9 protein-coding genes are annotated in these 12,221 nt (G+C 37.1%); all 9 read right to left on the minus strand.

The window, feature by feature from the left end; translation table 11 throughout:
- Nucleotides 1-10: 10 nt before the first annotated feature.
- The 9 genes from JOD14_RS00335 to uvrB all read right to left on the minus strand — a co-directional run bounded on the left by JOD14_RS00335 (nucleotide 11) and on the right by uvrB (nucleotide 12,070).
- Nucleotides 11-1,093 carry a CdaR family protein gene (locus JOD14_RS00335; RefSeq protein ID WP_204652692.1) on the minus strand — a complete coding sequence of 361 codons (1,083 nt, stop codon included), beginning with the start codon at nucleotides 1,091-1,093 and terminating at the stop codon, nucleotides 11-13.
- Entirely contained in the window at nucleotides 1,093-1,977 is an 885-nt protein-coding gene (gene cdaA / locus JOD14_RS00340) for a diadenylate cyclase CdaA (protein WP_204652693.1), read from the minus strand. The genes JOD14_RS00335 and cdaA overlap by 1 nt, the downstream gene beginning before the upstream one ends.
- A 178-nt stretch (nucleotides 1,978-2,155) precedes the next feature.
- Nucleotides 2,156-2,857: an amino acid racemase gene (locus JOD14_RS00345; protein ID WP_204652694.1), complete on the minus strand. Its 702-nt coding sequence runs from the start codon at nucleotides 2,855-2,857 to the stop codon at nucleotides 2,156-2,158.
- Between the two features lie 2 nt (nucleotides 2,858-2,859).
- Nucleotides 2,860-4,113, minus strand: a complete 1,254-nt coding sequence (locus JOD14_RS00350) for a carboxylate--amine ligase (protein WP_204652695.1) — start codon at nucleotides 4,111-4,113, stop codon at nucleotides 2,860-2,862.
- Between the two features lie 104 nt (nucleotides 4,114-4,217).
- On the minus strand, nucleotides 4,218-5,153 hold the full coding sequence (gene whiA / locus JOD14_RS00355) for a DNA-binding protein WhiA (RefSeq protein ID WP_204652696.1): 936 nt from the start codon (nucleotides 5,151-5,153) through the stop codon (nucleotides 4,218-4,220).
- Nucleotides 5,154-5,171: 18 nt separating this feature from the next.
- Nucleotides 5,172-6,173 carry a gluconeogenesis factor YvcK family protein gene (locus tag JOD14_RS00360; protein WP_204652697.1) on the minus strand — a complete coding sequence of 334 codons (1,002 nt, stop codon included), beginning with the start codon at nucleotides 6,171-6,173 and terminating at the stop codon, nucleotides 5,172-5,174.
- Nucleotides 6,170-7,054 (minus strand): RNase adapter RapZ, encoded by an 885-nt coding sequence (gene rapZ / locus JOD14_RS00365; protein ID WP_204652698.1) that lies wholly within the window; start codon nucleotides 7,052-7,054, stop codon nucleotides 6,170-6,172. The genes JOD14_RS00360 and rapZ overlap by 4 nt, the downstream gene beginning before the upstream one ends.
- Before the next feature lie 187 nt (nucleotides 7,055-7,241).
- Nucleotides 7,242-10,067: an excinuclease ABC subunit UvrA gene (uvrA, locus tag JOD14_RS00370; protein ID WP_204652699.1), complete on the minus strand. Its 2,826-nt coding sequence runs from the start codon at nucleotides 10,065-10,067 to the stop codon at nucleotides 7,242-7,244.
- 14 nt (nucleotides 10,068-10,081) lie between these two features.
- Nucleotides 10,082-12,070 carry an excinuclease ABC subunit UvrB gene (gene uvrB / locus JOD14_RS00375; RefSeq protein ID WP_239576010.1) on the minus strand — a complete coding sequence of 663 codons (1,989 nt, stop codon included), beginning with the start codon at nucleotides 12,068-12,070 and terminating at the stop codon, nucleotides 10,082-10,084.
- Between the last annotated feature and the right edge of the window lie 151 nt (nucleotides 12,071-12,221).

The raw sequence follows: 12,221 nt of genomic DNA on the forward strand, positions 1-12,221 counted from the left end.
AAGTTTTTAGTTATGTTGAAGAGGACGTGCTTGGCTCCGTTTCTGTCAGCTTTTTTGTTTCACTGTCTTTTGAAATATCAGTCGACTCCGACGAAGCAGGTGCTTGTGTCGAGGAACTGGTGGAGTTTGCAGGTTCTTCTTGTTTAATTATATTTGGTGTAATCGTTACTTCGACTTGTTGTGGTTGAATAATCAAACCTGAAATGGCCGGCATACTTAACGTTTTCTGCGTTTTTTCCCTAATATTGGTAATATCTAATGGAATGCCCAAACTAGAATAATGATCAAGTAATTCTGAAGAGCCATATAATACGACACTTAATTGATTTAACTCATATTCAAAATCTTGCACGTCTTCAGGAACAATCCCTGTTTGCTCTATATATAAAGGTATTTCCTTACTTGGCATTTTTACATTTAATGTTACTTTGACTTTATTCGGTGATAAAACAGCATTTATAATTTCGCCTTTATCATTTAACGCATTTACGGATACTTCTTTTGTCAAACGCTTATCTAAGTCCGTTAAATTTTCTAGATTGGCTGTTACTTTTTTAATTTCTTCCATGCTTTGATCACCAGTCGTTACTTCGACTTCCATTGGCGAACTTGATATCTCCGTTAATTCATACCCTGTAGCTAAGTTTTCATCTGCAACGTGAACATCAACTGGAAATTTTTTAGTCACTAACTGTTCGATTGTAACAGTAATGCTCGTTGGGTCAATCAATGCGGTCACGCCGGTTGTTAAGTTTTGAACTTTCAAAGGAACCACATGTGTCCCTTCTGTTAAACCCGTTAAGTCAGCAACCACTCGAAAAGAGCGTGTTTCTTCATTGGCTTCACCATTTAATAAAATCCGATTCAAACTGCTTAGTCGAACCGTCGCCGTTGGTTGATAACCTTGGACAAAGTACTTTTCAGTATCATAAATCGGCTGAATAACAACATCACTTATTGTTTCTTCAAGCGTACTCGGTGACGTAATTGGATTAGAAACACTTGAACCATTTGCGTTAAAGTAAAGTAACACACTAAACAACAACGCCAAAATGCCATACAATAAGTTGGATTGCCGTTCCTTAGTAAACATTACTTATCACCTCGATTGACTTTATTAAATTCTTGCCAAATCGTAGCAAAGAAATTCTTCTTTTCTTGATCTTTTTCTTCTAGTACAAATGCTTCTTTTAGCATTAACAAATATTCTTCTTGTGATAAATTTGAATAAAGATGATTATTATAGGCGATACTTACCTCACCCGTTTCTTCTGAGACAATTAAAGTCAGCGCATCACTTACTTCTGAAACACCTACAGCCGCTCGGTGACGCGTACCAAAATGTTTTGGAATGATTAGACTTTCAGATAAAGGCAAGTACGCACACGCCACCGCAATCTTATCTTGGCGAACAATTACGGCTCCATCGTGTAATGGTGTATTTGGTATAAAAATATTAATTAATAATTCGGCTGAAATATCTGCATCTAAAGGAATCCCCGTTTCAATATACTCATCTAGCAACGTGTTTTTTTCAATTGTAATCAGTGCGCCAATTTTACGTTTTGCCATGTACTGCAAAGCTTTATCAAAAGCACTCATAATTTGTTCGCCATTGTCGCGTTTCGCCTTACTTGTTGTAAACATCGGTGTTCGGCCTAAATGTTCTAAGCCTCGGCGAATTTCTGGTTGAAAAATGACAATCCCAGCGATTACACCATAAATAATCACTTGATCCATCAACCAAGAAAGAGTATGTAAGCCAATAATTTCAGCAACCGCTCGAATTGCGATGAAGACCGCCACACCTTTTAGCAATTGGATCGCTTTTGTTTTCCTCAATAATTGAATAAGCTTATAAATAATAAACCAAACAACCAAAATGTCTAATAAATTAATAATTAGAGGACTTGATAACAGGTCTGTAGAAAAAAATTGTCGCCAATATTCAAAACTAAATATATGCAGCCAATTCATTTGAGGACCGCTCCTTCCTTTTTTGGTAATATCATTATATCATACGTAAATATAAAACTTCGTGCCTTTTTTTGTTTTTTGAATAGTAAAAATAAAAATAAGACGTTGGTTATTCACCATTACCTAAGCACTCTGGAATCAATCAGGCTTTTTATGAATGGTCAACCACGTCCTATATTTATTTTCTTAGTGCCAAAGCTTCCTCAATTGTTCGATCGACCAGGACTGATTGCGCGTCAACGACTGTATAACCATGATTTGGAAATTGCGCTTCAATCAAAGACAGTTCGGTACAACCTAAAATTGCTTGACTACAACCTGCTTTTTTTACCTCAGCTAAAATTTCAAAATACAAATCTTTATTTAAACGACTATTTTCTTTTATTTCATGATAAATTAAATAGTTGATTTTTTGTTGCAAAGAAGCATCCGGCAAATAAACTTCCAATCCAGCTTGAATTAATTCATTTTCATAGATTCCAGACTTAAGACTTCCTTCTGTTCCTAAAAAAGCAACTTTGCCAGTTTCTAACTGCTCACGAACTTTTTTTACTGCTTCTTTTGGCATATGTAAAATAGGAATAGCCGTGCGACTTTGTAGTTCTTCAAAGAAATAATGCGCGGTATTACAAGTCAAAACAATAAAAGCTGGGTTTAGTAAATTTTGTTTTTCAATATCAGCAATTAAATAAGGTAACGGGTTTGGCTGACTTGGATCAAGAATATAGGCAGTACGATCTGGAACGGTTGCATGATTAAATAAAACATAATTTAAATATTCTTGATCGCAGTGAGCGTTCACTCTTTGATTTAGCAAATGAATAAAACTTTCGGTTGCCATCGTTCCCATGCCACCTAGAATACTAAAAAAGTTTTCCATTATTAACCTTCTTTCACTTGAAAATACTTTTTGAAACGTTCATGGTAATTATAAAAAGCACGTTTCATTAATAAGTATCGGCGAAGGGATTTATCCTTTGTATAAAAAAGTGTCGTCCCAACTTTGCCAGCATCCAGTAGTGCGATGCCTCTTTTTTTATCATCATTCTCTTTTGCGTATTTCAAAAAGATTTTCTTAGGAACTCCTAACCATATTTTCGAGTCCTGTGTTTCTTTTTTCCCATAAATTGTTTGAACAAAAGGTTTATGGAAAACTAAATCATTGGTGATTGCTTCTGCTAAATTTAGACCATTTAATGTTAAGAAATAACTACTTCGACCTTGTCGTAAATTAATTTCAAAAAGTTTATACTGACCATCACGTACATCGTATTTCATATCGAAGTTCGCAAAACCAACATAGCGAATGTCTTTTAAAAACTTTTCCATTAACTGATAAAGAGCAGGATTTTCATCGGGTAAAATCACAACATAATTCCCAACCGAACCAGGAGTTGGATCTTCTAATAAAGGATGTCCTAGCCCCATCATGCGAACTTGGTGATTCTGGTCTACATACGCGTTTAACACACGCATGTAGCTATCATCGCCAGGGATAAAATCCTGAGCAATCATTTCACTTTGATAGCCAGCTTCATAAATTTTTTGAATAACTTCTTCAAACTCAGCGCGTTCTTGAATAACATACGCCTTTTTTCGTCCTTCAAATTCAATTGAAAGCCACTCAACGCTATTAGCTGGTTTTAAAGCAATGGGAAATGAAAACGGCAATTCTCCGACAAATTTCCCATTTACTAAAGACGTTTGACTAATAATCAATGTTTCAGGATACGGCAGGTCATATTGATCACAAGTTTCATAAAATGCGACTTTGTTTACTAATTGCTTAAATAAAGAAAAATCATTGGCAATAAAAGTATAATAAGGTGCTAAGATTTCTTTATTTTTTGATAATAATTCTGCATAGCCATCGCCACAAGGAATTAATAAATATTTAACTTTAGGATCTTGATAAACTGATTTAGCTAACTGAACTAAAGTATCAGTAAAGACTGGGTCTTGCGAAAAGCCTGAAATGGTGTGCACAGTCACAATCTTGCTATATTTTGTTGGTGCTAAAATATGGTCTGCATAGGCAACACTTTGAATGCCATATGCTTCATGAAAAGCCTTTGCCATTCCATAAACATTCATATCACTACCTAATAAAATAGGGATAAATTTCTTTTGTTCCATGTAAATACACTCTCTTTTTCACGATTTTTCAATAAAAATATCTTACCACAAACAAATATGGGTGCATAGTGTTCCATGATAAAACGCAAAGAAATCTTACTTTATCATTTCATACTCTCCCGTAATTTATCGGCAAATTCGTTAATTTTCCGAATTCGGTGGTTAATACCGGATTTTGAAATGGCACCAGAAGGAATCATTTCACCTAGTTCCTTCAAGCTAACTTCTGGATTTTCTAACCTTAACTCTGCAATTTCTTGTAATTTATCTGGTAATGCAGACAACCCCACTCGATTTTCGATAAATTGAATATTTTCAATCTGTCTGGAAGCCGCGTCAATCGTTTTGTTCATATTGGCATTTTCACAGTTTACAATGCGATTGACTGAATTGCGCATGTCTCGTACAATTCGAACGTCTTCAAATTTTAACATTGAATTGGTTGCTCCAATTAATGTTAAAAAATCAGCAATTTGCTCGGCCCCTTTTAAATAAGAGATATAGCCATTTCTTCGTTCTAAGGTTCGTGCATTTAAATTATAATAATTTAGCATATCACAAATATCTTGATTATGTTCTTCATAAGTTGAGTAAATTTCTAAATGGTAACGGCTTGTTTCAGGGTTATTCACGGAACCCGTTGCCATAAACGCCCCTCTTAAATACGAACGCATCTTTTGAACGTTCCCCATAATTTCATCTGAAACATGACTATGAACCATCATACCTTCTAATATTCCTAAATCATCTAAGACTTCTCTTGTTTCTTGTTTTAATCGAACAATATAGACATTATTTTTCTTTAGTTTCATTTTTCGTCGAACAAGCAATTCACTTCTAACCTGATAATGATCCTTTAATAAAGAATAAATTCGACGAGCAATCGCTGCATTTTCTGTTTGTACGTTTAATACGAGTTGTTGATTTGTAATACTAACAGAACCATTCATACGAATTAAAGCGGCTAATTCGGCTTTCGCGTGTTCACGATGCACCTCTAAAGTGGTCAGTTCTTTTTTTACTTCTGCCGCAAAAGACATTTCATCACTTCCTTTAAATCATCCTTTTGCACTAGATACTAGGCGTAGCAACTCTTCAATCACTTTATCGCCATCATGGAAGACGCCACCGTCTCTTAATTCAAGGAAATCCGTCGAAATAACGCGGCACCCCTCGTCTCTTAACCCTTGAAAATCATGCGCAACTTGAACTAAATATTCATCATAAACTTCAAAATCCATGTATCCTTCAGGAACTTTTTCTGTATTTACCAAAACGGTATCAATTACTTTTTTGTTCAAATGTTGATGCAATACTCGAACATGATCCGTATCTGTAAAGTGCTCAGTTTCCCCTTTTTGCGTCATAATATTGCAGACATAAGCGATTTCAGCTTTTGTTTCGGCTAGTGCTTCACCAATTTCAGGAATCATTAAATTTGGTAAGATACTCGTAAACAAGCTACCTGGTCCAAGCACAATTAAATCCGCTTCTAATATTGAGGAGACTACTTTACGAGAAGCTTTTGGCGGACAACCATTTTTTTGGCTCGTCACGTAGACACGGTCAATCGTTTTGCGAGCGGCAGCAATTTTAGATTCGCCCGATATGCTCGTCCCGTCTTTAAACACCGCATGTAGTACAAGTGGTTCATCACTTGATGGGTAAACATTGCCATTCACGTGCATCATCTTCGTTAATAATTGAATGGCCTCGTACGTACTTTCACGCATTTCAGCCATTGCAGCAATAATTAAATTTCCTAAAGCATGGTTAGCTAAAAACTTATCTTCTTTTTTAAAACGATATTGAAAGATATCCGAATAAAATTTAGGCATATCTGATAATGCCACCAAAACATTACGTAAATCACCAGGTGGAGCGATAGTCGTTAGAGACTCTCGCAGCTCACCGCTACTGCCACCATCATCGGCTACCGTTACAATTGCTGTAATATCTACCCCTTCATGGCGCAAGCTTTTAAGAAGAACAGGCAAACCGGTGCCACCACCAATTACAACAATTTTAGGCTTTCTAATCCGGTAGGTTTTCATTTTCATGAGCGATTAACCGTCTCTTTCCGCTTGTCTTTGTCGCGATGGGTGGTATTCACTTTGTATTTTTGTGCTAAAGACTCTTCAATCCTTTTTGTTAAAGCAACCGAGCGGTGTTGTCCACCTGTACAACCAATCGCCACGGTCAAACTACTTTTACCTTCTTTAATGTAACCAGGCATAATGCTAAGTAATAAATCATTAAATTTTTGATAAAAACTTTCTGTTTCGGGAAAACTCATCACATAATCATAGACTGGTTGATCTAAGCCGGTTTGAGGACGCAATTCTCCAATATAATGTGGGTTTGGTAAAAAACGTACGTCCATGACAATATCTGCATCAATCGGCAAACCATATTTAAATCCAAAGGAAACCATTTCAATACGAAAGCCGGTTTCTTTGGACGAACGAAATTCTTGATTAATTTGTTCTCTTAGTTGTCTTGGTGTTAAATTTGTTGTATCAATCACGATTGAGGCACGTGTTTTTAGTTCTGCTAAAATACCTCTTTCTTTGCGAATTCCTTCGGTTACTAAACCATCCATTGCCAATGGGTGCGTTCTTCTTGTTTCTTTGTAACGTGAGACCAATTCACTGTCTGATGCTTCTAAAAATAAAAGACGAGTATCAATAAAAGCTGTATTTTCAATGTCTACTAACATATTTTGGATTTCTTCAAAAAATGAACGCGAACGCAAATCAACAACTAAAGCAATTTTCGTCACCTTCCCAGATTCTCTAACTAATTCCCAAAACTTTGGTACCAAGTTAGGTGGCATATTATCAATACAAAAATAGCCCATATCCTCAAAACTTTGGATAGCAACGGTTTTTCCTGCGCCGCTCATTCCAGTGATGATGACTAATTCTAAACTTTCAGCCATTGTTATCACTCCTTCTTAATCAATTAAACCATTATAACATTCCAGGCGTATCATATCTAGTTTTTTTCTTTTTATTTAACAGTTTAGTAAAAAAAGACCATTAAAAAGACAAAGTACGATTCGATTAAAAATCGAGGTACTTTGTCCACAGTCTGAGTGACAGTAATTATGGTAACTTTTTTTCTTTTTAGGATGGATGTAATACTTTTTTTAAATATTGCCCCGTATAACTTTCTTTTACTGCGGCAATTTCTTCTGGTGTACCCGTTGCTATAATCATCCCACCTCCGTCACCACCTTCAGGGCCAATATCAATGAGGTGGTCGGCGGTTTTAATGACATCCAAATTATGTTCAATAACCAAAACAGTATTTCCTTGATCAACAAAACGTTCAAGCACCGTTAATAACTTCGCAATATCTTCTGAATGAAGGCCTGTTGTTGGTTCATCCAAAATATAAAGACTTTTTCCGTGCGATTTTTTATGTAGTTCACTGGCAAGCTTCATTCGTTGTGCTTCTCCACCTGACAAAGTCGTCGCTGGTTGCCCTAAAGTAACATACCCCAAACCTACATCAACAATCGTTTGCAGTTTTCTTTGGATTTTAGGGATTGCTTTAAAGAACTCAACGGCATCCTCAACAGTTAAAGCTAAAATCTCAGCAATATCTTTGCCCTTATAACGAACTTCTAAAGTTTCAGAATTATATCGTTTTCCTTGGCAAACTTCACAAGGAACATAGACATCTGGCAGAAAATGCATTTCTATTTTAATGATTCCGTCGCCCTTACATGCCTCACAACGGCCGCCTTTTACGTTAAAGCTAAAACGCCCTTTTTTATACCCTCGTACTTTTGCCTCATTTGTTGAAGCAAATAAATCACGGATATCATCAAAAACACTCGTATAAGTAGCGGGGTTACTTCGTGGGGTGCGTCCAATTGGGCTTTGATCAATATCAATTAAGCGCTCAATCTGTTTGTAGCCCGTTATTTTTTTAAATTTACCTGGCTTAGCAGAATTTCGATTCATCTTTTGAGCCAATGCCTTTTTTAAAATACCATTCACTAAGGTTGATTTCCCTGATCCAGAAACCCCAGTCACTGCAATGAAGGTTCCTAACGGAAATTCAACTGAGAGGTTCTTCAAATTATTTTCAGCTGCGCCAGTAATTTTAATGGCTTGTCCGTTGCCACTACGTCGTTTTTCCGGGATCGGGATTTTTCTTTTGCCCGATAAATATTGCCCGGTTATCGAATTGGGATTTTTCGCCACGTCTTCTGGTGTACCCGCTGCAACGATTTCACCGCCCGCATGTCCAGCTCCTGGCCCAATATCAATCAAATAATCGGCCGCACGCATCGTATCTTCATCATGCTCCACAACAATCAACGTGTTGCCTAGGTCACGCATTTTTTGCAATGATTGAATCAAGCGGTCATTGTCTCTTTGGTGTAGCCCGATGGAAGGCTCGTCTAAAATATATAAAACTCCCGACAGATTTGAACCAATTTGCGTTGCTAAACGAATTCGTTGTGCCTCCCCTCCCGATAAACTTCCTGAAGAACGACTCAATGTTAGATAGTCCAAGCCAACGTTTTGTAAAAAAGATAAACGGTCATGAATCTCCTTGATAATTGGGCGTGCAATTGCTGTTTCTTGCTCCGTTAATGTTAGATTCGTTATAAAATCTAACACGTGCTCAATTGATTTTGCACTAATTGCTCCTATGTGTGCCTGGTTAACTTTAACACTAAGCGCTTGTGGATTTAAACGATAACCTTGGCATGAGTGACAAGTCAATTCAGTCATATACAAACGCATTTGTTCACGTGTAAAATCGCTATTTGTTTCATGATAGCGGCGTTTAATATTCGTCATAACGCCTTCAAAAGGAACTTCTACATCACGGACGCCACCAAAATCATTCTCATAATGAAAATGGAACGTCTCCCCATTTGAGCCGTATAAAATGATTTCTTTTTGTTCTTCTGGTAAATCTTCATAGGGGGTATCCATATCAATATTAAATTCTTGGCATGCTTGTTCTAGCATCTGTGGGTAATATTGTGAGCTAATTGGGTTCCAAGGCACAATCGCTCCTTCTCTTAACGTCTTTCCTTGGTCTGGAACAACTAAATCAATATCAACTTCTAATTTTATTCCCAAACCATCACATTCAGAACAAGCACCAAATGGGGCATTAAACGAAAATAGACGCGGTTCAAGTTCGCCAACTGTAAAACCACAGTAAGGACATGCATAATGCTCGCTAAATAAGAGTTCTTCTTGCCCAATTACATCAACTAGGGCATAGCCATTTGCTAGTCGTAGTGCACTTTCTAACGAATCAAATAACCTTGAGCGAATACCTTCTTTAATCACGATTCGATCCACAACAATCCCGATATCGTGCTTTTTATTCTTATCTAACTCAGGAACCTCACTAATGTCAAACAATTCTCCGTCAACACGAACACGTACATACCCTTCTTTTTGAACCATTTCAAAAATCTTTTTATGTTGCCCTTTTTTTTGTTTAACAAGCGGTGCTAAAATTTGGATGCGGCTCTTATCGGGTAATGCTAAGACTTGATTGACCATTTGTTCTACTGTTTGACTGGATATTTCAATCCCATCATTCGGGCAAATCGGATGACCAACACGTGCGTATAACAATCGTAGATAATCGTTAATTTCAGTCACCGTTCCAACTGTTGAACGCGGGTTTTTACTTGTTGTTTTTTGATCAATTGAAATAGCGGGACTTAGACCGTCAATACTATCAACATCCGGTTTCTCCATTTGGCCTAAAAATTGACGAGCATATGCAGATAGGCTTTCGACATAACGTCTTTGCCCTTCTGCATATAAGGTGTCAAAAGCTAAAGAACTTTTTCCAGAACCCGAAAGCCCTGTAACTACAACTAACTGATCACGAGGAATGGTAACATCTATATCTTTTAAATTATGTGCACGCGCTCCACGAATAACTATTTTATCATTTGCCATGCTATTACTCCCTTTTATTTTGCCTTTAATTCTAATACAGTGTCACGCAAGGTTGCTGCTTTTTCAAAATCAAGCGCCTTAGCTGCTGCGCGCATTTCTGCTTCTAATTTTAAAATAAATAATTCTTTCTCAGCTTTTGTCAACTGATTATAATCTGTTCCAACATATTCTTCTGAGTCTTCCGCCACTTTAGAGATTTTTATCAAATCACGAATCTCTTTGATAATTGTTTTTGGAACAATTCCGTGTTCTTGATTATATGCTTCTTGTATTCCTCGACGACGAGCGGTTTCATTCATTGCTCGTTCCATTGAATCCGTGATACGATCGGCGTACATAATGACTTTCCCTTTTGAATTTCGAGCTGCTCGCCCAATTGTTTGGACTAATGAACGCTCACTTCTTAAAAAGCCTTCTTTATCTGCGTCTAAAATCGCAACCAGGGACACTTCGGGAACATCTAATCCTTCACGCAGCAAATTAATGCCAATCAAAACATCAAATTCACCTAAACGCAAATCGCGAATAATTTCCGTCCGCTCCAAAGTCTTAATATCGCTATGCAGGTATTTGACTTTGATTCCTAACTCTTTTAAATAATCGGTTAAATCTTCAGACATTTTCTTTGTCAGTGTCGTAATAAAAACTCGTTCATTTTTTTCAACACAATCATTAATTTCACCAACCAAGTCATCAATTTGTCCCATAATTGGTCGGACTTCGATAATCGGATCTAACAAACCTGTCGGACGAATGATTTGTTGAATCACGCGGTCGGTTTGTTCATATTCATATGGACCTGGCGTGGCAGAAACATAAATAATTTGATGCACATGTTGTTCAAATTCAGCCAATTGTAATGGACGGTTGTCTAGAGCAGACGGCAAGCGAAAACCATAATCGACTAACATTTGCTTTCTAGCACGGTCACCGTTGTACATCCCGCGAATTTGCGGCATCGTCACGTGCGATTCATCAATGACAATTAAGAAATCTTCTGGAAAGAAGTCGATTAACGTATAGGGTGGCTCGCCTTCTTTTCGACCATCTAAATGACGCGAGTAGTTTTCAATACCTGAAGTGTAGCCCATCTCACGCATCATTTCGATATCATAGTTTGTTCTTTGCTCCAGTCGTTGCGCCTCTAATAGTTGCTCATTTTCTCTTAAAATACTTAAACGCCATTCTAATTCTGCTTGAATAGCCGTGATGGCTGTTTCCAAATGTTCTTCATCCGTTACAAAGTGTGTGGCTGGGAAAATCGAGACATGATCGACTTCACTCATCGCTTCTCCTGTCAAAGCATTCACTTCACGAATTCGATCAATTTCATCGCCGAAAAACTCAACACGCAAAGCACGTTCATCTCTGGAAGCCGGAAAAATTTCCACAACGTCCCCACGGACACGAAATCGCCCCCGCTGAAAATCAATATCATTGCGTTCAAATTGAATTTCAATTAGCGCTTTTAAGACTTGGTCGCGGGAAATCTCCATCCCTGTCCTTAAAGAAACGACTTGTTTTTGATATTCCATTGGCGACCCTAACCCAAAAATACAAGAAACAGAAGCCACCACAATCACATCGTTTCTTTCTAACAAAGCAGAGGTGGCTGAGTGGCGTAATTTATCTATTTCATCATTAATACTTGAATCTTTTTCAATATAAGTATCACTCGATGGTACATAAGCTTCTGGTTGGTAATAATCATAATAACTAACAAAATACTCGACCGCATTTTCTGGAAAAAACTCTTTGAACTCGCTATACAATTGACCGGCCAAAGTTTTATTGTGCGCCATAATCAGTGTCGGCTTATTTACTTGCTGAATAACATTTGAAATGGTATACGTCTTACCGGTTCCAGTTGCTCCAAGTAAAATTTGTGCTTTTTCTTTATTTTGAACACCAGCTACGAGTTCTGCGATTGCTTGTGGTTGATCACCAGCTGGTTGATACTTTGATTTTAGTTGAAATTGACGAGAGATATCTTTTTCTATCATATGGTTCCCCACTTTCTGTTCAGGCTTTCAACAAAACTATTTTACCACACGAACATATTTTCGTCATTTTTTACTGATTATTTTAACGGGATCTTTTAAATTTTAATTAATGTTATATTTTATTACATCGTTTGTTACGAAAACGGAGAAA

It is taken from the genome of Enterococcus lemanii (genome assembly GCF_016909125.1).
Lineage (GTDB): Bacteria > Bacillota > Bacilli > Lactobacillales > Enterococcaceae > Enterococcus_I > Enterococcus_I lemanii.

Excerpts from the sequence above, each read along its gene's own strand:
- JOD14_RS00335 (WP_204652692.1), bottom strand. The coding sequence starts at position 1,093 with ATGTTTACTAAGGAACGGCAATCCAACTTATTGTATGGCATTTTGGCG.
- cdaA (WP_204652693.1), bottom strand. The coding sequence starts at position 1,977 with ATGAATTGGCTGCATATATTTAGTTTTGAATATTGGCGACAATTTTTT.
- JOD14_RS00345 (WP_204652694.1), bottom strand. The coding sequence starts at position 2,857 with ATGGAAAACTTTTTTAGTATTCTAGGTGGCATGGGAACGATGGCAACC.
- JOD14_RS00350 (WP_204652695.1), bottom strand. The coding sequence starts at position 4,113 with ATGGAACAAAAGAAATTTATCCCTATTTTATTAGGTAGTGATATGAAT.
- whiA (WP_204652696.1), bottom strand. The coding sequence starts at position 5,153 with ATGTCTTTTGCGGCAGAAGTAAAAAAAGAACTGACCACTTTAGAGGTG.
- JOD14_RS00360 (WP_204652697.1), bottom strand. The coding sequence starts at position 6,173 with ATGAAAATGAAAACCTACCGGATTAGAAAGCCTAAAATTGTTGTAATT.
- rapZ (WP_204652698.1), bottom strand. The coding sequence starts at position 7,054 with ATGGCTGAAAGTTTAGAATTAGTCATCATCACTGGAATGAGCGGCGCA.
- uvrA (WP_204652699.1), bottom strand. The coding sequence starts at position 10,067 with ATGGCAAATGATAAAATAGTTATTCGTGGAGCGCGTGCACATAATTTA.
- uvrB (WP_239576010.1), bottom strand. The coding sequence starts at position 12,070 with ATGATAGAAAAAGATATCTCTCGTCAATTTCAACTAAAATCAAAGTAT.